A 22,000-nucleotide genomic window follows, 5' to 3' on the forward strand; every position below is an offset into this window, starting at 1 on the left:
CCGCTCACAGCGAAAACAGCAGCCGCTCCAGCTTGGCCGACTGAAGCCGCGCATTCAGCTTATCGGTGGCCGCGGCAAAGCCGGCGGCGCCCAGCCGATCGGCCAGCACGGGGTCTTGGCCGATCCGCAGCATGGCATCCGCCAGCCCCGCCGCGTCGCCGGCCCGAACCAGCAGACCGCAACCCGGCCCCACCACCTCGGCGATGCCGCCCTGATCCGATCCGATCACCGGACAACCCTGCGCCATGGCCTCGGCGATCACACTGGGCAGGCCCTCGGCATCGCCGTCCGCGGCCACCACGCTGGGAACCAGCAACGAGATCGCCTCGCTCATCCGCAGCCGCACCGCGTCCGGCGAAAGCCAGCCGGTTAGCGTGACGCCGGCCACCTCGCGGCCCAGATCCGCCAGCAGCGGCCGCAGCGGTCCGTCGCCGACGCAGACCAACGGCGTCTGGTCGCCCAGGGCGCGCAGCCGCCGGACCGCGGCGGCCAGCACCGCAATCCCCTTCTTGGGCACGAAACGGCCGACAAACAGATGCGCCACGGGGCGCCGGATCGGCGGCTGATCGGCGATCTCCACCCCGATCGGCAGCACGATCAGTTTCTCCCCCGGCACCCCCCGGCCGCGCGCCAGCGACGCCACCGCGTCCGATACGCAGACGAACCGATCGCTCGCCCGCACCACCTCGGGCCAGCGCCGCGCCAGCATCGTCGCGTGCCAGTTCTTCTGCTTGCTGACATCACCGCCGTGCAAGGTCACCACCATGCGCAGACCCAGCCCGCGAACCAGCGGCAGGGCCAGCGCGCCGCCCCGGGCGAACTGCGCGTGCAGCACCTCGGCCCGGTCCGCCGCGAACTCCACCCCCCGGTCCGCCGCGAACTCCGCCGCCAGCCCGGGCGGTAGCCGTCCAAAGCGGCGGAACAGCAGGCGATGCAGCGGCCCAAGCGGTCCGTCACCGCCCAGCCTCAGCAACCGATCGCCGACCTGGGGCGCCTCCGCCAGCAGGGTGCGCCCGGTCCACACCGGCCGCAGCCGGCTGAAGCCGATATACTGGCGGCGAAGGAAGCCGATCTCGGATGCGACACCGATGCGGTCTCGGTAGGCCAGGAAGGGCTGAGTGGCTTGCATCCGGTTTGCCGGCGTGTGACAGGTCCGCCCCATGTTGGCAAGATTGACGTCGGCGAGAATGCCGAGAATATTCCTTCTCCGGAACGTCCTCCTGGTCGCGCTGGTCGCGCTGATTTGGGCGCCGCCAGCCCGAGCCGCCGACCCGCTGCGGCTCGGGCTGCTGCATACGCTGTCCCCGGCGCCGTTCTACATCGCCCAGACCCGAGGCTACTTCCGCGACCACGGCATCGACCTGACATTCCGCTACTTCCAGGCAGCCCAGCCGATCGCCGCGGCGGCGGTGGCCGGCGATATCGACGTCGGCGTCACCGCGCTGACCGGCGGCTTCTTCAACCTGGCCGAGAAAGGCACGCTGAAGATCATCGGCGGCGCGCTGCACGAGCAAGCCGGCTACCAGGGCTCCGCCATCCTGGCCTCCGACAAGGCGTTCGATGCCGGCCTGACCAGCGTGGACCAACTGCCCAGCCACAGTTTCGCGATCACCCAATACGGGTCGTCGTTCCACTACATGCTGGGGCGCATCGCCGAGGCACGCGGCTTCGACATCAAGTCGGTCACCCTGCGCCCGGTGCAGCAGGTCGCAAACATGGTGGCCGCGGTGGCGTCGGGGCAGGTCGACGCGACCATCGCCATTGCCTCGATGGCGATGCCGCTGCAGGCGTCCGGACAGGCCCACATCCTGGGCTGGGCCGGCGATCTGGTGCCGTATCAAATCACCGCGGTGTTCACCACCCCGGCGATGATCGCCGCCAAGCCCGATCTGCTGAAACGCTTCGCCGCCGCCTATCGGCAGGGCGTCGCCGACTACCGTGACGCCTTCCTGCGGCGCGACGCCGCCGGCCATCCGGTGGTGGACGCCAAGACCGACGCCGCGATCGCCCTGCTGGAGCACTACGTCTTCACCGGCGACCCCGACGCGCGGCGCAAGATCCTGCAGGGCGTCGGCTACTACGACGCCGGCGGAGCGCTCGACGTCACCGACGTCGCTCGTCAGATCCGCTGGTTCAAGGCGCAAGGCCTGGTGAAGGGCGACGCCGCCCCGGACGCGATGATCGACACCCGGTTCCAGCCGACGCGATGATCGTTCGCTGCCACCCGCCGGTGCCGCGCCGCGCCCGCATTGGTCCGCGCCACCCTCCAGCCAAGCCGCACCACCCACCGCCTGTATCGCCGCGCCTCCGGCCGCCGCACCAGCCGCCGCCCGCATCGCCGCACCACCGGTCGCCGCTGCCACCGCGCCCCCGGCCGCCGCTGTCCCCGCGCCTCCGGCCGCCGCTGTCCCCGCGCCCCCGGCCGCCGCAGCCACCGCGCCCGGCGCTATCCCGCGCTACGGCCCGGCGATCCGCAGCCAGCACCCGGCTTGGCCAACCCCGCCATGGGCGATGAAACCGGGCTGCGCCTGACGCTCGACCGCGTCGGGCATCGCTACGGCGCCATGCCGGTGCTGCGCGACATCACTCTTGCCGCCGAACCGGGCCAGGTGATGGTGCTGGTCGGCCCCTCCGGCTGCGGCAAATCCACCCTGCTGGCGATCATCGGCGGCATGCTGGCGCCCACCGAGGGCAGCGTGCGCTGTGCCGGCGACATCGCGCCCGATTGCCTCAATCCGCTGACCTACGTGTTCCAGGACTTCGCCCTGCTGCCGTGGCGAACCGTCGCCGCCAACGTGGCACTGGTGCTGGAGGGCCGGCTGAACCGCGCCGACCGAGCGGCCCGCGTGGCCGAACTGCTGGCGCTGACCGGCCTCGCCGAATTCGCCAACGCCTGGCCCCGGCAACTCTCCGGCGGCATGCGCCAGCGCGTCGGCATCGCCCGTGCTCTGGCGGTGCGCCCGGCCTGCCTGCTGCTCGATGAACCGCTTTCGGCGCTCGACGCGCAGACCCGCGACCTGCTGCTGGAGGAACTGTCCCGGCTGATCACCGCCGCCGGCACCACCACCATCTACGTCACCCACAACCTCTCCGAGGCCGTCCGGCTCGGCCACCAGATCGTCGTGCTGTCACGCCGTCCCGGCGAGGTGCGCGAGGTGCTGCGGATCGACCGCCCGTTGGCCGGCCGCGGCGCCACGGACGCCGACCTGATCGCCATCGAGCAGCGCCTGTGGCGGATGATCCGCGACGACGCGGCGGTGGCGCAGCGGGAACGGGTCGATGCCCCGGCTTGATGGCCCGATCCCGTTCCGCGGCGGCGGCTTCGCACCGGCCGATCGGACATGGGCCGCGGCGATGACGCTGATCGCTGTGCTGCTGGCCTGGCAGGCTGGCGCCTCGATGGGCATCATCCCGACTCTTTTCCTGCCGGCGCCGCTCTCGATCGGCCGCGCACTCTGGACGCTGGCCCGCAGCGGCGAGTTGTGGCACCAGTTGGCGCCGTCGCTGATGCGCCTGGCGCTGGGCTGGACCGTCGGCACCGTGTTCGGCATCGCCATCGGGCTGGCGGTCGGGCTGTCCTCGGCACTGCGCTCGCCGGCCATGGCGCTGGTCTCGGCGCTGTTCCCGATCCCGAAGATCGCGCTGGTGCCGCTGTTCATCATCTGGTTCGGCATCGGTGAGGGCTCCAAGCTGGTCACCGTCGGCATCAGCGTGTTCTTCCCGACCGTGATCGCCACCGCCGGCGGGGTGGACAATGTGCCGCGCGGCCTGATCCGCATGGGCCAGAGCTTCGGCCTGTCGCGCGCCGCGATCATCCGCAAGATCGTGCTGCCGGCGGCACTGCCCGCGATCCTCAGCGGCTTCCGGGTGACCACCGCGATCGCTATCGTGCTGTTGGTCGCCGCCGAGATGATCGGCGCCGAACGCGGCATCGGCGCCTTCGTGCTGTCGGCCGGCAATCTCTACGACACCGACAACCTGCTGGCAGGGATCGTCGTGCTGTCCGTGCTGGGCCTGGCGGTATCGTGGGTGATCGGCCGGCTGGAGCGTTTTTTTCTTAATTGGCGATAGCCGCCGGACCCCGTCCCACTCGGTTACGTCACGCCGGAGCGTCTGCTTTTTGGAGGATTTGTTCTCAAACGCCGCCGCTTCGGCTGGTTACTGCCAACGTTTGCCTCAGCCAATTTCGATCGAGATGCGCAGGTTATTCATAGACCTCGCGCCGGTGGCCCACCCCCACTGCCAGCACAACCAACCGCTTGTCCTGTAGCTCGCACACGATGCGGTAATCCCGCACCCGGTAGCGCCAAAGCCCGAATTTGTTATGCCGCAAGGCCTTGCCAAATCCTCTCGGATTTTCGGCACTGGCAATGCGTGATGTCATGTAATCAACGATTTCAGTCCGAACCTGGCGGCTCAGCTTACTAAGCTCCTTAACCGCCCTGACGTCGTATTCAACCGTCCAGACCAAGCGCTTTACGTGCTTCGTCGGTTGTCAGGACAGGCCCGCGAGTTTCCAGCCGAGCGATCGCCATATTGATATCATCAAGCTCTTCAATGCTGCTTTCGATAAGGTCGCGCGCCAGCTCAGCGTCAGACTGTCCCCGGCTCTTGGCCAGCTCCGCCAGGCGGCGTTCAACACCAGGATTGAGATCAACCGAAAGCATGATAACCCGCCTTGTCAGGTATTCGTTATCGCATAGCATCGGGGTGCGCGCAAACACCTAATCTCCGCGTTGCGGCACGAAGCGCGCTCAAAATTTCTGTCTCGATCCGTCATCCTTGCCACAGTTCGTTCGGCGATTCCGGCAATTGGTCTCGCGGCAGGGTCGGGAATTCGGTCATCGTCGTCACCACATGCTCCTTCGCCCGGCGCTGGGCCGCGAAGGTCGGACTGCCTGGCTCGTCCCTTTGATGATTAGCCGGTGTTTTGCAACGGTGATCAACTGCATGTTTCTTGTCGCTTACATCCTTCATGAGGAGACCGTTCGCATCATCTCAGCCCGCAATGCGCAACCTTATGAGCGACGGAGATACCATGACGAAGATAGCCAATCATGATTGGAGCCGCGCCGACGCGATGAGCGATGCTGAACGCCATGCCGCCGCCTTGAAAGACCCGATGCCCAACCGCTCACGGAACAAAGTTTCGCCCGTATGCGGCTCGTTCCGCGCACCAAGACGATGCCCCAGGCCCCCGGCATGACGCAGACAGATTTTTGAGATGCGCAACCAGATACCCCTGGGCACACTCCGCTATTGGGAACAGGGCTGATCTGAGCCCGATTAGACGACGCGGGTCCATGAGTATCATCATTTGTCGACCCGGAAAATGCGTCCCGCGCATTCGAAGATGGGCGCAAGGTTGATAACACGCTTTATGGGAAGTGGGTTTTCCCTCGGCCGACCGGTCCAGCCTCGTTTAACAACCGACCTCCCAAGGTATCTCTTCGATGATGCAAGCGCCCGGCACGGCATTAGGCACGGGTGTCCCCGTCATGTAATAGCGCAGTGACGAAAGGGGGATAGGCTGCAACCAAGTGAGTTGGCGAAAGCCGTAGTAGAACCTTCCTGTTTCACTTTCGCCTCCAGCCAGACGCTTTTCGATAGGGTTTTCCTTTGTGATTCCTGTAAATCTGGCTCGGGCTACTACTGTGGTCGTACCGGCTGCCTTAAAATATACATTTTTTTATTGGTATTTCGGCAACTCGGGCAATTTCTGCATTGGAAACGAAATAAATCTCTTTTCTGCCTTTTTTAAATTCATCAAACGCTTGCTCAAGCCACTTCGAATCTAATAGTGCCAACAGGGCAGGCGATTTTCTTAGAGTCTGTCCGGAAAGTTTAGGCCGGATTGCTTAGCTTTCTCAGCATCAGTCGGATCGAAGCAAGTTTGATGAAGGTGAGGGCGTTACGGCTCAGGTTCTCGAAATCCTTGGCCAGGCGTCGGCATCGGTTGAGCCAAGCAAGGGTCCGTTCCACGACCCAGCGTCTGGGTAAAATCTCGAAGCTGCTGGCAGTATCGGAGCGTTTGACGATTTCCACCGAGAGCCGTGGCAGCAGCTTGGCCAGTTGCTGGCGGAATTGCGGGCCCTGGTAGCCGGCATCAGCGAACAGCTTCTTCAGGAACGGGAACAGCCCGAACAATGTCGCCAACACCAGCACGCCGCCATCGCGATCCTGGAGGTCGGCCGGGTGAACCACGGCGTGCATCAACAAGCCCTCGGTATCGACCAGGATATGTCGCTTCTTGCCACTGACTTTCTTCCCCGCATCATACCCCTTGGGATCGATGCAGGCCCCCCTTTTTCGGCGCTCTTGACGCTCTGGCTGTCGATCATGCAGGCGGTCGGACTGGCCTGGCGGTCCACCAAGGCGCGGCATCTTTGGTAGAGTTCGTAGTGGATTTTTCCCAACGTCCCATCGTAGTCCCAGCGTTGCATGTAATCATACAGCGTGCTTCGCGGCGGCAGGTCCTTGGGGATGTAACGCCACGGACAACCGGTGCTGAGGACATACATGATGCCATTCAACACTTCCCGCACATCAACCTCCCGCCGCCGCCCGCCGCGCTTGGCCGGCGGGATCATCGGTTTCACCTGCGCCCATTCTTCGTCGGTCAGGTCACACGGGTAACGCAGCTTGTCCCGCTCGTAGCGATGACGGTTCTCGGTCGTCCACATCAGCCACCTCGCGAATCGAACCCGCCGATCGAATCACAGAAGATTCAATGAATTCAACCCCCCCTGGCTAACCGACTCTAAAGACTCAAAAAGCTTCCGGACGGACACTTAGGCTGCAGATTGTAGCTTGAATCGATGCAATTCGGCTTCAAAGCTTGTCGTAAAACTCTTCCAAGCTTCTGCTCATAAGATTCCCCGCCAGATTGGACGGAAGCTCACCTTGCAAAATAATATTTTCGATACGGGCGAGCAAAACCTCTATGCCTACCCGTTCAGATGCCGGATCGTCGCCCATTGTTCGTGCTCCCATTAGAGGCGTCCGGAGAAACAAAGTCGCAAGTTTAGGATTGGACAGTCATCCGAATATGGCCGGCGAGGCTGAACCCGGCAACCCGGCAACCCGTCACCGTCACCCGTCAACAGACTGTTAGGTTATCGCATGATCCCGCGGCTTTTCACACCCTGATCCTCTCCGCCTCATTGAGGCTGACTTCCTCCCGTCTTTGGTCGGAAAATTGGCTCGCGCGCGTGCTGGCGTTGTCCGCCATCTGAGTCCCTTTTCCACCGTGCCGCCGTCTTTTAGACAGGCCGTACCCCCACTCAGTGCTCCAGCGGCCGCGACTGCCATTCGGCAACCTCTGCCCCGACCGCGCCGGTGATCGTTCCGACCAGATGCGGCGAGAACTCCCAGATTGACTCCCACCCCCCAATCGCTCATCTGACGCCGCGTTATCCACCCCCCCCGGTCCAACGCTCATGCCCAGCCCACCACCCACCCCCCAAAAGCCACCCCCCCACCCATGCTTCTCGTAATCGACGCGGGCAACACCAACATCGTCTTCGCCGTCCACGACCCCTCCGGCTGGCGCGGCGTCTGGCGCATCCGCACCGACGCCCAGCGCACCTCCGACGAATACGCCGTCTGGCTCAACAGCCTGCTCACCCTCTGCGACCTAAAACGCGACCAGATCAGCGCCGCCGTCATCGGCACCGTCGTCCCCGCCGCGCTCTATCACCTCCGCCGCCTCTGCCGAGAATGGTTCAGCGTCGAACCGCTGATCGCCCGCGCCTCGCTCGACTGGGGCTTCGAGATCAAGGTCGACAACCCCAACGAGGTCGGCGCCGACCGCCTGCTCAACGCGCTCGCCAGCCACCGCGGCTTCGGCGGCCCGCTGATCGTCGTCGATTTCGGCACCGCCACCACCTTCGATGTGATAGACGCCACCGGTGCTTATCTCGGCGGCGTCATCTGTCCCGGCATCAACCTCTCGCTCGAGGCCCTGCACCAGGCCGCCGCCCGGCTGCCCCGCATCGGCATCGGCCGGCCGCAGGCGGTGATCGGCCGCTCCACCGTCCCAGCCATGCAATCCGGCATGTACTGGGGCTATATCGGCCTGATCGAGGGCCTGCTGACCCGCATCAAGACCGAATTCGGCGCGCCGATGAAGGTCATCGCCACCGGCGGCCTCGCCCCGCTGTTCGCCGAAGGCACACTGATGATCGAGCGCATCGAACCCGACCTGACCCTGGATGGTCTGCGAATGTTGGCGGAGCGCAACCCAGCCCCCACATTGCCCAGGGAGAGAACCCGACTGATTGAAACCGAATAACGGAACGATAGCCAAAATATGGACGTGGAATTAGGCGAACTGGCCTTCCTGCCGCTCGGCGGGACGGGCGAAATCGGCATGAACCTTAACCTCTACCGCTGGCGCGAGGGCGGCAACGAGAAATGGCTCGCCGTAGACTGCGGCATCGGCTTCGGCGGCAGCGAACTGCCCGAGGTCGAGGTCATGATGGCCGACCCCGGTCACATCGCCGACCGCCGCGACAAGCTGCTCGGCCTGGTCATCACCCACGCGCACGAAGACCACATCGGCGCCGTCGCCTGGCTCTGGCCAAGACTGAAATGCCCGGTCTATTGCACCCCGTTCGCCGCCGCCGTGCTGCGCCGCAAGCTAGGCGAGAACGGCCTGCTCAACCAGGTCCGCATCCACGTCATCGACCCCGGCGGCACCATCGACCTGAAACCCTTCGCGCTGCGCTTCATCCGCCTGGCACACTCCATCCCGGAAGCCCAGGCGCTGGTGATCGACACCCCGGCCGGCACCGTATTGCACACCGGCGACTGGAAACTCGACCCCACCCCGCTGATCGGCCCACCGACCGACGAGGCCGCGCTCGCTGCGCTCGGCGAAAAAGGCGTGCTGGCGATGGTCTGCGATTCCACCAACGCTATGGTCGAGGGCCACTCCGGCAGCGAGCTCGATGTCCGGCGCAGCCTCTCCGCCCTGATCCGCGACCTGAGCGGCCGCGTCGCCGTCACCTGCTTCGCCAGCAACGTGGCGCGCATGGAATCGGTGGCACTCGCCGCCCGCGACGCCGGCAGGGCCACCGCCATCGTCGGCCGCTCGCTGCGCAACATGGATGCCGCCGCTCGCGAGTGCGGCTATCTGAAAACCCTGCCGCCGTTCCTCTCCGAGGACGACATCGACGACGTCGCCGACGACAACATCCTGCTGCTGATCACCGGCAGCCAGGGCGAGGCCCGCAGCGCCCTGTCGCGCATTTCGCGCGACGACCACCCCCGCGTCTCGCTGGGCGAGGGCGACACCGTGATCTATTCCTCGCGCATGATCCCCGGCAACGAACGCGCCATCGGCACCGTGCAGGACAACTTGGTGCGCCGCGGCGTGCGGCTGATGACCGACGACGACCACCTGGTGCACGTCTCCGGCCACCCCGCCCGCGACGAGCTCCGCCGCATGTACCGCCTGGTCAAACCGCGCTACGCCGTCCCGGTGCACGGCGAGTGGCGCCACCTCTCGGCCCACGCCGACCTCGCCCGCGAGGCCGGCGCCACTCCGTTCATGATGGAAGATGGCGACATCCTGACGCTGTCGCACAACCGTCCGGCGATCACCGACAGCGCCCCGGTCGGCCGCCTGGTGCTGGATGGCACCCGCCTGGTGCCGCTGCAAGGCGAGGTGATGGCGGCGCGCCGTCGCATGCTGTTCAACGGCATCGTCATCGCCAGCCTGGCGGTCGATCAGGCCGGCAACCTGCGCGGCCGGCCAAGGCTCAGCGCCCCCGGTCTGCTCGACCCGGATGACCCCGATACCACCCGAGCCGCCGATGATTTCGCCGACCAGTTGCAGGACCTGCCGGCCAGTGCCCGGCGTGACGACGCCGCCCTGCAAGACGCCGCCCGCTCCACCCTGCGCCGCATCCTGGGCCGCAGGCTCGGCAAGCGGCCGATGGTCGATGTGCATCTGATCCGGGTCTGAACCGGCGGTGAACTGGTTCACCGGAACCGTTCTGTTCGTGCTGATCTGGTGGACATCGCTCTTCGCGGTGCTGCCGATCGGTATCCGCCCGATTGCCCAACCGGACCGCAAAAGCGGTTGGCGCGGCACGCCGGATCAGCCACGCATCTTGAGGACCGTGGTCATGACCACGGTCCTGGCCTGCATTCTATGGACCGGCAGCTATCTGCTGATCCGCAGCGACTACATCAGTTTCCGCCACGGCCTGTTCGCCGCGCCGACTGATTGATTATCGTTTTTCCCGACTGCCCCACCTCGGACAGGCGGAGGATCGTGTCCTCGGCCTGCCGGGCGGTTGGCGTTTCCTCCCCAAACCTGGTGTGCGTACCGATCGGTCCGCAGCCCGCGATCGATGTAGCCAATCGGCCGATAGCTGTCACGAGCTATTGTCACTTTTTGAGCGGATAACGGGAAGTTTATTGCCGAAATTCATTGTGCAACGCACAAAAGTATCAATCTTAAGGCGCCAGATGACAATTGCTGTTGGCTTAGGTCCAGTGTCGCCCGTCCGGTGTCGCTCACCCCGCTCGTTCGTCCAGCACGAGAGTCCGGCACGCCAAATAACCCTGGGCCCGAAGCCCTCCCCGCCATATCGAACCGCAAGGCTGCGACGACCCAGGGCAAGGGCATTTGCCTCGAACGCACGATGCTGAACCACGGATGCGGAAAGCATATGCAAGGTCTTTGAACCGAGTTTCAGCGTAACTTGTATCGGCGTACATCGGCGTTCATCTGCGGTCCCAAACCGCTTCTCTCGATCACGCCGCGTCCCGCAAAATAGCGCCGGCAGAAAATCCAAATGCGATGACCCTAGGCTCGGACCGAACCTCCAACCCGCGCAAAACAGCCGACCCGTGACAGGCCGGTAGCGGGTCCGCCGCAAACGCGTTACCAACGCCGCCACAGATCACCATGGAACCCCGTCTCGATGCGCCTGTCCCACGGCTTCATCCCCACGCTGAAGGAAACCCCCGCCGAGGCGCAGATCGCCTCGCACCGGCTGATGCTGCGCGCCGGCCTGGTGCGCCAGACCTCGGCCGGCATCTACGCCTGGCTGCCGCTCGGCCTGCGCGTGCTGCGCAACATTGAACGCATCGTCCGCCAGGAACAGGACCACGCCGGCGCCCAGGAAATCCTGATGCCGACCATCCAGCCCGCCGAACTGTGGCGCGAAAGTGGCCGCTACGAGGATTACGGCAAGGAGATGCTGCGCATCACCGACCGCCACGACCGCGACATGCTATACGGCCCGACCAACGAGGAAATGGTCACCGACCTGTTCCGCCAATCGATCCGCAGCTACCGCGAACTGCCGCAGATCCTTTACCACATCCAGTGGAAATTCCGCGACGAGGTGCGCCCCCGCTTCGGCGTCATGCGCGGCCGCGAGTTCCTGATGAAGGACGCCTATTCGTTCGACATCGACCACGCCGGCGCGGTCACCAGCTACCGTAAGATGATGCTGGCCTACATGCGCACCTTCCAGCGCATCGGTCTCAAGGCGATCCCGATGGAGGCTGACACCGGCCCGATCGGCGGCGACCTCAGCCACGAATTCATCATCCTGGCAACCACCGGCGAAAGCCAAGTCTACTACGACGCCGCGTTCGAGGAGATCGACTACCTGTCCGCCGGCGCCGGCGGCTTCAGCCATAACGACCCCGCCGACCTCGACCGCTTCTTCGAGCTGATGACAACCCGCTACGCCGCGACCGACGACAAGCACGACCCGACCCGCTGGGCCGACGTGAACGCCGACCGCCGGCGCGACGGCAGGGGGATCGAGGTCGGCCACATCTTCCACTTCGGCACCAAATACACTCAAGCCATGGCCGCAACCGTTGCCGGACCCGACGGCAAGCCGACGCATCCCGAAATGGGCAGCTACGGCATCGGCATCTCCCGCCTGGTCGGCGCCGTGATCGAGGCCAGCCACGACGCCGCCGGCATCATCTGGCCTGACAGCATCGCCCCATTCAAGGCGGCGATCCTCAACCTCAAGGTCGGCGATCCCGCCTGCGACGCGCTATCAGAGCAGCTCTACGCCGCGTTCGGCGCCAACGCCCTCTACGACGACCGAGCCGACCGCGCCGGCGCCAAGTTTGCCGACGCCGACCTGATGGGCCATCCCTGGCAGATCGTCATCGGCCCCCGAAGCGCCGCCGCCGGCAAACTGGAACTGAAACGCCGCGCCACCGGCGAACGCACCGACGTCACCCCGCAAGAAGCGCTGAGCCGGATCGGCTAGGTAGCGGCAATGTTGCGTAAGTGTCATGGCGCTGGGTGTCATGGCCGGGCGAGCGAGCACGCGAGCAAGGCTTGGCCCGGCCACCCACGTCGTGCGGTGCGCGCGGCGCGAACGTCGTGCTGGCCCGCCACCACCGCCGCCATGGACACCCGCTAGATGTTCGGCCCGTTCGAACGCATGGTCGCTGGCCGCTACCTGCGCGCCCGCAAAGGCGAGCGGTTCGTTTCCATCATCGCCATCTTTTCCCTGATCGGCATCGCCCTCGGCGTCGCCACCCTGATCGTCGTCACCTCGGTCATGAGCGGCTTCCAGGCCGAACTGGTGACCCGCATCCTCGGCCTGAACGGCCACATCTCGATCGACGCCTACGCCGGCCAGAAGCTCGCCGACTACCAACCACTGGTGAGCCAGATCAGAGCCATCCCCCAGGTCGCCTCCGCCACCCCGGTGCTCGACGGCCAGGCGCTGCTCAGCACCGAGGCCGGCGGCGCCCGCGGCGGCCTGGTGCGCGGCATCAGCCTGGACGACCTGCGCGCCCTGCACCCGATCAGCGACCACATCGTCGCCGGCAGCCTGACCGATTTTTCCGGCGACGACGCCATCGTCGTCGGCGTCGGCCTGGCCACCACCTACCGGCTGCGCATCGGTGATTCGCTGACCGTTATCTCCCCCGAGGGCGCCGCCACCGCGTTCGGCACCATCCCCCGCGTGCGCGCCTACAAGGTGGTGGCGATCTTCGATGCCGGCCTGAACGACTACAACACCGGCGTGGTGTTCCTGCCGCTGCCGGCGGCCCAGGTGTTCTTCCAGAAACCCGCTGCCGTCACCGGCATCGAGATCCGCCTGCACGACCCCGACCAGGTCAACACGGTCGGCCGCGAGCTCACCCCGATGCTGCAAGGCCGCCCGGTCTACGCCCGCGACTGGCGCCACGCCAACGACACCATCATCGGCGTGCTGCAAGTGCAAAAAGATACCATGTTCATCGTGCTCGGCATGATCGTGCTGGTGGCGGCGTTCAACGTCGTCTCCTCGCTGATCATGCTGGTCAAGGACAAGCGCGCCGACATCGCCGTGCTGCGCACCCTCGGCGCCGGCAGCTCGGCGGTGATGCGCATCTTCCTGATGTGCGGCGCCTTCGTCGGCGTCAGCGGCACCGTCATCGGCACCCTCATCGGCATCGTGTTCTGCCACAACATCGTCGCCATCCAGCACTTCGTCGAGCACATTACCGGCGGCCGCGTGTTCGACGCCTCCGTCTTCATGCTGACCGAACTGCCCAACACCATCGACTGGGCCGACGTCGCCCAGGTCGTGGCCCTCGGCCTGATCCTGTCACTGCTGGCCACGCTCTACCCAAGCTGGCGCGCCGCCCGCACCGACCCGGTGGAAGCCCTGCGCCATGAGTGATCCGCTGGTGTTGCGCGGCGTCACCCGCACCTACCGCGGCGACGCCGGCGATCTGGCCGTGCTGCGCGGCGCTGACCTCACCGTGCGGGCCGGCGAGATCGTCGCCCTGGTCGCCCCCTCGGGCGCCGGCAAATCCACCCTGCTGCACACCGCCGGCCTGCTCGACCGCCCCGACAGCGGCGCCGTGCTGATCGAGGGCCGTGACGCCGGCAACCTGCCCGACGCCGCCCGCACCGCGATCCGCCGCGACACCATCGGCTTCGTCTATCAATTCCATCACCTGCTGCCGGAGTTCACCGCGCTGGAGAACATCGTGCTGCCGCAGATGATCGCCGGCCGCCCCAGGCGAGCCGCCGACGACCGCGCCCGCGCCCTGCTGACCGCGTTCGGCCTCGCCCCCCGCCTCGGTCACCTGCCCGGCAAGCTGTCCGGCGGCGAGCAACAGCGCGTCGCCATCGCCCGCGCCTTGGCCAATGCCCCGAAATTGCTGCTGGCCGACGAACCCACCGGAAACCTCGATGTCGCCACCGCCGCGGCGGTGTTCGCCGAACTGCTGTTGATCGTGCGCGATCACGGCCTGGCAGCCCTGATCGCCACCCACAATCCCGACCTTGCCGCCCGCATGGACCGCACCGTCACCCTACGCGACGGCCGGCTGGTGTAGCAATAGCCCGGGCTGGCTGATCGATCGCGTCGATGTCAGTCTAACCGCGACCGTCTCACAGGACAAAACGCTTCCAAACGTAGTTCCGATGGCTGAAGTTTCGCCAACCCCGACGTTCGTGTCTATGCCGTAACATATTTGACATCAATGACCTCGTTGGCTACAATGGGCGCATTGCAACTCCCTCCAAAGCACCCGCCCAGGCTTCGCTCAATATTCGCCAGCTCGATCCAGCACTGAAAGACCAGTTGCGGATTCGCGCCGCCTATCATGGCCGCTCGATGGAAGCCGAGGCCCGCGCGATCCTGAAACAGGTGCTGATGGCAAAGCGACCCGCAACGGGCGCCGAACTGGTTGCCACCATTCGCCGCCGGTTCCCCCCGCTCGGCGGCGTCGAGCTTGAACTGCCCCAGCGCGAGCCCGGCCGAGAACCACCGCGCTTCGAATGATTCTGCTCGATACCAATGTAATCTTTGAGCTCATGCGACCGGAACCGGATGCAGTGGTGCTGCGGTGGATGGCCGCCCAGAAGGACGCCCTTTACGTGACGGCGCTGTCCTACGCCGAGATACGCGGCGTAGCTACACACCGCCGTGCGGCCACGCCCCGGTCTCGGGTCCGCAAGGCCCGCCGATGGCCGGTGCCAGCGGAGGAAGCCGCTGCCTGCAGGTGCGTTCGCGCCCAAGGAAAGGCTTGCCATTGGACGAGTCACCGACCGGCGCGTGATCGTAGTAACCGGTCTGGTTATGACCATGATGATCCGTATGATGCCAGCCGGGTTCGTGGTGTAGATTGACGCAATCCGCTCTGGGCCTCAGCGGCCGACATTTTGGCTGAAACTTCCAACTACTTATGGTGTGCAAATGCAGCCTCTCAGCGTGAATGGCTTTATCGGCGCTCAGCACGAATTCCATGACGCCGATTTTGTCCCAGGATAGGCAGATCGCTTCGTCCCCTCCGCACCGAGGCTGGCCTTGTTCGATATGGTCCTGACCCAAATCCGCCAACTCCCGTTTGGCGAACCCAATGTCCTGGAGCTCGGTCTTGGGCCCGGCTACATGGCGCGGCACATTCTAGAGCGCCACCCGAATCTTCGTTACGAAGGGCTCAATTTTTCCGCGGTGTTCCTCGAAGTGGCAAAACGAACCATCGGCGAACTGGAGGCACGGGTTACCTTCACCCAGGCGGACCTGATCGACCAGTCCTGGCCTAACCGCTTGACCCATACACCGCACGCCATCATTTCAAACTGGGCCTTGCACGACCTTGGAAGCCAACAGGCCGTGGCAGAGGTTTACGCACGCTGCTTCGAAACCCTCCCGAAGGGCGGCATTCTGGTCAACGGCGACTTCATCAAGCCCAACGGAACCGCATGGGACTATGAGGCCGGCCGGTTCGAGATCGCTCGTCATTTGGAATTCTTGCGGCAGGTAGGCTTCGCCAACCCGGTATCGCTGCATCACTTTGAGCCTGAGATCGATAAGCCGACGTCAGCCCAGAACTACGGCTGCTTCGTTGCGGAAATAATGGGAACGAGACAGGACGGCTCAGCAGGCGGGATAACCACGCTCGATGATCAGGTAGATCAGCGCCTCCGCCGATGGGTCGGGGTTCTCGACCCCATGCGGGGCGTCGGCGCGACAACTGCAACTGTCGCCCGCGGAGAGTTCAGCCGTTTCGTCGCCCACGGTGACGCGGACGGTGCCGGCTGCCACGTGCATATGCTCGACCGTGCCGGAAGCGTGGGCCGCTGCCGGCCCCAGCACGGTGGACGGAGGGATCTGATAGCGCACGAAGTCGATGCGGCTGCCGGGGCCCGCCGGTCCCAGGCTTTGGCAACAGGCGGGGTTTTCACCGCGAGCAGCCTCGCCTCGGCGTAAGACGCGAATGCGCGGCGCCGCACCCGTGCCCTCGGCGATCAACGCAGCCGCGCTCACCCCGAGTGCCGCGGCGAGCCGCGCCATTGTCGTGACGGTCGGCGACTTCGTTCCGCGCTCAATGTCGGAAATCATCGAGGATGAGACGCCGCTACGCGTGGCCAACATCCGCAAGCTGAAGCCGCCCGCCTCGCGCCGCTGCTTGACGGCGCGACCCGTGCGAAGGCTGACTTCGTCCTCCAAAGTTGACAACATGTCCTTCATAGCGCACAACTGGCGAATCCAAGCAAGCAGCAAAGCCAGGCGACAGCGCCAATCCGAGGCAAATCCGCGTTGCGACTGCTAGCCGGTTGCGAACAGCAGTGTGGGGCCGAAAACGCTCGGTCAGGCTTGCGAACGTTACGTCAAACACTCGCGCTATCCGACCCTGCGGGGCGCATGAGGGAGAACATCGATGGATCGTATTGAATTCGAGGCTGAACTTCGCCGCGACGGCTTCCGCGTCGTCAACGCCAGCCTGCGACCGAACACCCGAGAAACCAACCACTGTCATGACTTCGACGCCCGACTGTTCATCCTCGGCGGCGAGATCCTCATAACGCGCGACAACAGCCCGGAAACGTTCCGCGCCGGACAATGTTGTGAGGTCCCCGCTGGCTGCCCGCATGCCGAACAGGTTGGCCCCGAAGGCGTCGCCTATGTCTCTGGTCGCCGCCGCAATGGCGGCCCCCTGACGCGAGAGGCTTTCGAGAGCGATCTGCGGCGTGAAGGGTTCGAGGTGATTCATGGCGGCCAAAAACCCGATTTCACCGAAGATCTGCATGCGCACGGTTTCGACGTCCGCATCATGATGCTGAGCGGAGAAATCACGGTGACCCGAGATGGTGGTTCGGAAACATTCCACGCCGGCGATCACTGCGAAATACCAGGTGATTGCCAGCACGGCACCAAGGTGGGACCGGAAGGCGTCGCTTACATTGTCGGCAAGGTTCACCTCCCGTCGTCCATCAACTGACTCGACGTCCGGACGCGCGATGAACTGAGAGTTCCCGCGCGTCCATTCGACAGGCCAATCTGGATCTGCGGGCGGAGTGAATGGATCCTCTTCGATCCTCCAACGGCCAGGTCGCAAACCCGTAGGGAGCCGGGCGCCCCATTCTCCGTTCGCCGCCTGCTTCGCATAGATGCGGCAGGCCCCGACCTTCCTCAAAATCCATCGCCAGAACGCCGTCACAGAGCCTGCAGACTTTCGACTCCCGCGTCGGCATTCAGCACACCGCCCCCGGTAGCGCTTTGCCTATCGATGTGACCACATCCATCACCGCGACTCGGAGCACATTCGATGATGCAGATGTCGGTCACCATGCACCCGATCTGGCAGACCGGCGGCATCATCCTCGCCGCCGCCATCCTCGCCGCCCTGCTGCTGCAACTCGTCGTTCACCGAATCATCCCGAACGCCCTGAGACGGGAACAAACCGAACTCGGCGCGCCGATCTTCGCGGTGATCGGCACCACCTACGCCGTGCTGCTGGCCTTCATCGCCACCGCCGCGTGGGAGCAATACAGCGCCGCCGAAGCGCTGGCCCGCCACGAGGCCGATCTGATCGGCAACATCTACAGCGTCAGCCACGGCCTGCCCGAACCCGCCGGCACCCAGATGCGCGCCGAACTGACCGCCTATCTCACTCATATCATCGACGTCGAGTGGCCCGACCAGATCGCCGGCGAGGCCATCCCGCCCGCCGAACCCCTGCTGACCAGGCTCGACCAGGCCCTGCTGCGGGCCAAGCCCGCCGACCCTGCGCAATCCAACGCGCAGACCTTCCTGATCGGTGCGCTGAGCGACGTCGCCACCGTCCGCCGAGACCGTCGTCTGGCGACCCACGGCACCATCCCCGGACTGGTCTGGGTCGTGCTGGTGTCCGGCGGCGCCCTGATGGTCTGCTGCAGCTTCGTGCTGGGCGGCCCCACGCCGGCACTGCACCTGCTGATGACGGCGATCCTGGTGGCATCCGGGGTCCTCATCCTGCTGCTGATCGTTGGCCTGAGCTCACCGTTCCACGGCGCCCTGACCATCCCCCCCGACGCCTATACCGGCGTGCTCGCCGAACTCAGGGCATCGCCGTAAACCACCCAAGTCGCTGCCAGCGACCGGCGATTACCGCAACGGCGGATGCCGGACTAGACCACCAGCTTCCCGGGCTGCTTCACCTCGATTTCCACGAAGCTGATCGGGTGCGGCGAGCCGTTCATCACGTCGTGCTTGATCCCGGCCTGGCGCATATAGGCCTGGCCCTTCTCCAGCGGCACATCCGCGACTTCTGATCCGTTGTCGACGCGCAACGTGCCGGCCACGAGCATGACAACGAAATACGGCCAGCCATGTTCGTGCCAACCGGTCACCGCGCCGGGTTCGAAGTCCCACCGGGTAATCCGAAGCGTCGCGTCATCCTGCTGGATATGCGCCACGGCAGGAACGGTGCAGGTGAATGCCACTCGGTCTCGCTCCGTTTTGCTGACCGCCCGTTCGGCGAAGACTAATGACCCGACCGCCTATGCTTCCCATCGCCAAGCCGACGCCCCCGGAAGGCGGACATCAAATCGCGATCGCGTAAGCCGGCCGCCGCGGATCCGCTCCGGCGCCGATCAACCCGGTCTCCGGATCGGTCAAAATCGCCTCCACCGAACCCGCCAGCCAGGTCCAATCCGGCCAGTCCTGGATGCTGTGCCCGCGCGCCTCCAACTCGTCCCTGGCGGTGCGATCGATGCGCCCCTCCACCGCCAGCCGCCCGGGAAAATACTCGAACGGCGCGAACGAAGACGGAAACGAATACGATGCCACCCGGGGCGCCTCGATCGCGCTCTGCGGGTCCATCCCGAAATGCATCACGTTCAGCACCACCTGCAGCATTGCCTGGATCTGCACATCGCCCCCTGGCGTGCCGAACGGCATCACCCCGCCCGCCGCGGTCACCAGCATTGCCGGGTTCGGCGTCAGCCGCGGCCGCTTGCCCGGCGCCACCCCCGCTGGATGCGCCGGATCGGGCCGACTCTGCGAGCCCCGCCCCGACGGCGTGATCCCCAACCCCGGCACCACCGGCACATTGCCCGACCCATCCGACGGCGTCGCACTGAACGCGTTGCCCCAGCGATCCACCACGCAGCAGTAGGATGTATCCGCCTCTACCTTCGGCAACTCCGCCGCGCTGCCGGCGAACGACCGGCTCCGCGACGGATCCAGCGGCGCCGGCATCACCCCGAACGCCCGATCGCCCTTGATCATCGCCGCCCGAGCCGCGATCGTCGCCGGATCCAGCAGCCAGCCCACTGGCACATCGACGAATTTCGGATCGCCAAAGTAATATTCCCGATCCGCCAGCGCCAGGTTCAGGCACTCCACGATCCGGTGCAGATAATCCGCCGAGTTGTGCGCCAGCCCGTCGATCCCGACCTGCTCCACCAGCGCCAGAGCCTGCTGCAGCGCCGGCCCCTGGCACCACGCCCCGCAGGTGATCAGCTCGTGGCCGCGCCAGCCGCGCCGCACCACCGGCTCGATCGCCGACGAATACCCTGCCAGGTCCTCCATCGACAGGTAGCCGCCCATCCGCTCCTGGAACCGCACCATCGCGCGCGCGATATCGCCGCGGTAGAACGCGTGGTGCGCCGCATCCAGCCCGGCCAGCCGATCCGGACCGGCGGCGCGATCCTGATCGGCCATGAACTGCATGGTCCGCGCCAGATCGGCCTGCACGAATTTCTCGCCCGCCTTCGGCACTCGGCCGCCGGGCAAAAACACCGCCGTATTCGACGCCCAGCGCCGATACTCCTCCGCATGCGACCCGATCGAGCGTTCCAGCAACGGATACACCGCGAAGCCGTCTTGCGCGAACCGGATCGCCGGCGCCGCGACATCGGCAAACCGCATCGTGCCATGCCGGCGCAGCGCGGAGATCCAGGCATCCGGCGCCGCCGGCACCACGGTGCGCAGCACCCCGTCGGGGATCTGACCGCCATGCTCGCGCATGAACAGGTCCGCCGGCAGCGTCTTCGGCCACCATCCCAGCCCGGCGATGCTCTCGGTGGTGCCGTCCGCCAGCCGGATCAGGATCGGCGCCACCCCGGCGAAGTTCACCAGGTCGGGCTGCAGCACCCCCAGCGCAATACCCGCCGCCACCCCCGCATCGATCGCGTTGCCGCCCGCCTCCAGCACCCCGAACCCCGCCGAGGCGGCCAAATAATGCCCTGCCGATACCGCGTGCCGTGTGCCATAGACCGTCGGGCGATGGGTCATGCGCCGTGTCCTCGACTGTTCCGCAAGCCGGCACCGTGCGGCAAAACCACCCGGCGGTCCAGACCGCCCCAAACCCGTCCCGGGGCGCCGGTTGACACGATACCGAGGCCTGTATCACATGCCGCCGCCGGTTGTTGCGTAACCGGTTGGCTGCGACGGCATGAATAGACAATCGTCATATCCAACGCCAAGGATCGTTGCGATACGACGCTGGGAGTGAAACCGAATGAAGTCCACAATCCTGGCGCTCGGCCTGCTGTGCGCCACCGCCGTCGGCTCTGCGAAGGCCCAGCCTGCCGCCACGGCCGCGCCTGCCGAGATCAAGATCGGCGCCCTCTACGCCAGCTCCGGCCCCTACGCCAGCATCTCGATGCCGGTGTTCGACGGCCTGAAGCTCTGGGTCGACCAGGTCAACGCCGCCGGCGGCGTCGAGGTCAAGCCGTCCGCCAAGAAGATCCCGCTCAAGCTGATCGCCTACGACGACCAGAGCAGTACCGCCACCGCTGCCACCCTCTACAACCAATTGATCACCCAGGACCACGTCGACCTCCTGGTCGCCGACTCCGGCTCTGTATTGACATCCGTCGGCGTCCCCATCGCCCGCGAGCACAAGCAGTTCCTGTTCGACGTCTCCGGCACCGGCGCCGCGTTCTTCACCCCGGACAACCCCTACATCGCGCTGATGGCCGACCCGGTCTCCACCATCTGGCCGCACTACATCTCCGACTTTCTCGGCGACGTGGGCGCCAAACAGGGCATCAAGACGGTCGCCATCCTCTATTCCACCAACGACTTCACCGGCACCCAGGCCGCCGCGCTGAAGGGCTTCTTCGAGCATGACGGCAAGGTCAAGATCGTCTACTACCAGGGCGTACCAACCAGCACGTCGAACTACACCGTGCTGCTCAACAACATCGCCGCCGCCAATCCCGACGCCGTGCTGGAACTTGGTTACGTCGGCAACGACATCGCCTTCCTGCGCAACCTCCAGGACAGCGGCAACCAGTTCCGCTTCGTGTTCTCGATCTACGCCGGCACCGAAAAGGACGAGATCCAGAAGAACGTCGGGATCTCCGCGATGACCCATATCTTCAGCTACGTGCCGCCGTCGAACTATGAATACACCCCCAATTTCGGCATGACCCAGCAGCAGTTCCGCGCCGCGTGGGAGAAAAAATATCCGCCCTCGTCCGGCGTCGAATTCGGCGCCAACGCGGTCTACGGATACATGACAGGCCTGGTGATCGAGCGCACCCTCGCCACCACCAAAAGCCTCGGCCAGATGGACATCCACGACGCCGTTTTCGCCCTGTCCGACAAGCTGAAGACCCTGGACGGCACCTTCACCCTGCGCAAGGACGGCGCCCAGATCGGTGAGGTCACCCCGCTCGGCCAGCTCCAGCCCAACGGCAAGGACCTCGACCTGGTCGCGGTCTATCCACCCGATCTGGCCAAGGGCAAGGCAGTCCTCGGCAAGTGATCCGCCGACCCAAGCCCG

General features: G+C 65.4%; 21 protein-coding genes and 2 pseudogenes. 15 read left to right on the forward strand and 8 right to left on the reverse strand.

The features are described 5' to 3' along the window. Positions 1-4: 4 nt before the first annotated feature. On the reverse strand, positions 5-1,129 hold the full coding sequence (locus ACQY4T_RS10965; protein WP_428541495.1) for a glycosyltransferase: 1,125 nt from the start codon (positions 1,127-1,129) through the stop codon (positions 5-7). 58 nt (positions 1,130-1,187) lie between these two features. Here ACQY4T_RS10965 and ACQY4T_RS10970 point away from each other — a divergent pair, with 58 nt between their 5' ends. The 3 genes from ACQY4T_RS10970 to ACQY4T_RS10980 all read left to right on the forward strand — a co-directional run bounded on the left by ACQY4T_RS10970 (position 1,188) and on the right by ACQY4T_RS10980 (position 4,071). Beyond that, positions 1,188-2,210: an ABC transporter substrate-binding protein gene (locus ACQY4T_RS10970; protein WP_428541498.1), complete on the forward strand. Its 1,023-nt coding sequence runs from the start codon at positions 1,188-1,190 to the stop codon at positions 2,208-2,210. A 279-nt stretch (positions 2,211-2,489) separates the two neighbouring features. After that, complete coding sequence (locus ACQY4T_RS10975) at positions 2,490-3,293, forward strand: ABC transporter ATP-binding protein (RefSeq protein WP_428541501.1); 804 nt, start codon at positions 2,490-2,492, stop codon at positions 3,291-3,293. Continuing rightward, the gene (locus tag ACQY4T_RS10980) at positions 3,280-4,071 is read left to right on the forward strand and encodes an ABC transporter permease (RefSeq protein ID WP_428541504.1); all 792 of its coding nucleotides are present in this window, start codon (positions 3,280-3,282) and stop codon (positions 4,069-4,071) included. Before ACQY4T_RS10975 ends, ACQY4T_RS10980 begins: the two co-directional genes overlap by 14 nt. 133 nt (positions 4,072-4,204) lie before the next feature. Here ACQY4T_RS10980 and ACQY4T_RS10985 read toward each other — a convergent pair whose 3' ends face one another. From ACQY4T_RS10985 to ACQY4T_RS11000, 4 genes and pseudogenes are all read right to left on the reverse strand, one after another. Then, positions 4,205-4,471 carry a type II toxin-antitoxin system RelE family toxin gene (locus ACQY4T_RS10985; protein WP_428541507.1) on the reverse strand — a complete coding sequence of 89 codons (267 nt, stop codon included), beginning with the start codon at positions 4,469-4,471 and terminating at the stop codon, positions 4,205-4,207. Beyond that, complete coding sequence (locus ACQY4T_RS10990; protein ID WP_428541510.1) at positions 4,455-4,667, reverse strand: hypothetical protein; 213 nt, start codon at positions 4,665-4,667, stop codon at positions 4,455-4,457. The genes ACQY4T_RS10985 and ACQY4T_RS10990 overlap by 17 nt, the downstream gene beginning before the upstream one ends. Positions 4,668-5,844: 1,177 nt before the next feature. Next, a pseudogene (locus ACQY4T_RS10995) lies at positions 5,845-6,683 on the reverse strand (IS5 family transposase). 148 nt (positions 6,684-6,831) lie between these two features. Then, positions 6,832-6,978, reverse strand: a complete 147-nt coding sequence (locus ACQY4T_RS11000) for a hypothetical protein (RefSeq protein WP_428541513.1) — start codon at positions 6,976-6,978, stop codon at positions 6,832-6,834. Between the two features lie 505 nt (positions 6,979-7,483). Between ACQY4T_RS11000 and ACQY4T_RS11005 the strand changes: the two genes are divergently transcribed. The 9 genes and pseudogenes from ACQY4T_RS11005 to ACQY4T_RS11045 all read left to right on the forward strand — a co-directional run. After that, positions 7,484-8,293 (forward strand): type III pantothenate kinase, encoded by an 810-nt coding sequence (locus ACQY4T_RS11005; protein ID WP_428541516.1) that lies wholly within the window; start codon positions 7,484-7,486, stop codon positions 8,291-8,293. Between the two features lie 18 nt (positions 8,294-8,311). Beyond that, positions 8,312-9,970 carry a ribonuclease J gene (locus tag ACQY4T_RS11010; RefSeq protein ID WP_428541519.1) on the forward strand — a complete coding sequence of 553 codons (1,659 nt, stop codon included), beginning with the start codon at positions 8,312-8,314 and terminating at the stop codon, positions 9,968-9,970. Between the two features lie 7 nt (positions 9,971-9,977). Next, entirely contained in the window at positions 9,978-10,238 is a 261-nt protein-coding gene (locus tag ACQY4T_RS11015) for a DUF1467 family protein (RefSeq protein WP_428541522.1), read from the forward strand. A gap of 699 nt (positions 10,239-10,937) precedes the next feature. Next, a complete protein-coding gene (gene proS, locus ACQY4T_RS11020; RefSeq protein WP_428541525.1) occupies positions 10,938-12,257 on the forward strand; it encodes a proline--tRNA ligase in 1,320 nt (439 codons plus the stop codon). Positions 12,258-12,413: 156 nt separating this feature from the next. Further along, on the forward strand, positions 12,414-13,667 hold the full coding sequence (locus ACQY4T_RS11025; protein WP_428541528.1) for a lipoprotein-releasing ABC transporter permease subunit: 1,254 nt from the start codon (positions 12,414-12,416) through the stop codon (positions 13,665-13,667). After that, entirely contained in the window at positions 13,660-14,331 is a 672-nt protein-coding gene (locus tag ACQY4T_RS11030; RefSeq protein ID WP_428541531.1) for an ABC transporter ATP-binding protein, read from the forward strand. Before ACQY4T_RS11025 ends, ACQY4T_RS11030 begins: the two co-directional genes overlap by 8 nt. A gap of 215 nt (positions 14,332-14,546) precedes the next feature. Further along, positions 14,547-14,780, forward strand: a complete 234-nt coding sequence (locus ACQY4T_RS11035; protein ID WP_428542810.1) for a FitA-like ribbon-helix-helix domain-containing protein — start codon at positions 14,547-14,549, stop codon at positions 14,778-14,780. Then, positions 14,777-15,127 (forward strand): PIN domain-containing protein, encoded by a 351-nt coding sequence (locus tag ACQY4T_RS11040; RefSeq protein WP_428541534.1) that lies wholly within the window; start codon positions 14,777-14,779, stop codon positions 15,125-15,127. Before ACQY4T_RS11035 ends, ACQY4T_RS11040 begins: the two co-directional genes overlap by 4 nt. A 187-nt stretch (positions 15,128-15,314) precedes the next feature. Then, a pseudogene (locus ACQY4T_RS11045) lies at positions 15,315-15,659 on the forward strand (class I SAM-dependent methyltransferase); the annotation flags it as partial. Positions 15,660-15,878: 219 nt separating this feature from the next. Here the strand turns inward: ACQY4T_RS11045 and ACQY4T_RS11050 are convergent. After that, entirely contained in the window at positions 15,879-16,472 is a 594-nt protein-coding gene (locus ACQY4T_RS11050) for a helix-turn-helix domain-containing protein (protein ID WP_428542813.1), read from the reverse strand. A gap of 190 nt (positions 16,473-16,662) precedes the next feature. Between ACQY4T_RS11050 and ACQY4T_RS11055 the strand changes: the two genes are divergently transcribed. Further along, the gene (locus tag ACQY4T_RS11055) at positions 16,663-17,223 is read left to right on the forward strand and encodes a cupin domain-containing protein (protein WP_428541537.1); all 561 of its coding nucleotides are present in this window, start codon (positions 16,663-16,665) and stop codon (positions 17,221-17,223) included. Between the two features lie 327 nt (positions 17,224-17,550). Continuing rightward, positions 17,551-18,339 carry a hypothetical protein gene (locus ACQY4T_RS11060; protein ID WP_428541540.1) on the forward strand — a complete coding sequence of 263 codons (789 nt, stop codon included), beginning with the start codon at positions 17,551-17,553 and terminating at the stop codon, positions 18,337-18,339. Between the two features lie 53 nt (positions 18,340-18,392). On the opposite strand, the gene ACQY4T_RS11065 is transcribed toward ACQY4T_RS11060, so the two are convergent. Both ACQY4T_RS11065 and ACQY4T_RS11070 read right to left on the reverse strand, forming a co-directional pair. Then, positions 18,393-18,707, reverse strand: a complete 315-nt coding sequence (locus ACQY4T_RS11065) for a cupin domain-containing protein (RefSeq protein WP_428541543.1) — start codon at positions 18,705-18,707, stop codon at positions 18,393-18,395. Between the two features lie 100 nt (positions 18,708-18,807). Next, complete coding sequence (locus ACQY4T_RS11070; protein ID WP_428541546.1) at positions 18,808-20,502, reverse strand: gamma-glutamyltransferase family protein; 1,695 nt, start codon at positions 20,500-20,502, stop codon at positions 18,808-18,810. A 226-nt stretch (positions 20,503-20,728) separates the two neighbouring features. Here ACQY4T_RS11070 and ACQY4T_RS11075 point away from each other — a divergent pair, with 226 nt between their 5' ends. Then, on the forward strand, positions 20,729-21,982 hold the full coding sequence (locus ACQY4T_RS11075; RefSeq protein ID WP_428541549.1) for an ABC transporter substrate-binding protein: 1,254 nt from the start codon (positions 20,729-20,731) through the stop codon (positions 21,980-21,982). The last annotated feature ends 18 nt before the right edge of the window (positions 21,983-22,000 follow it).

Source organism: Rhodopila sp. (assembly GCF_965277825.1).
In the GTDB taxonomy this organism is placed as follows: Bacteria; Pseudomonadota; Alphaproteobacteria; order Acetobacterales; family Acetobacteraceae; genus Rhodopila.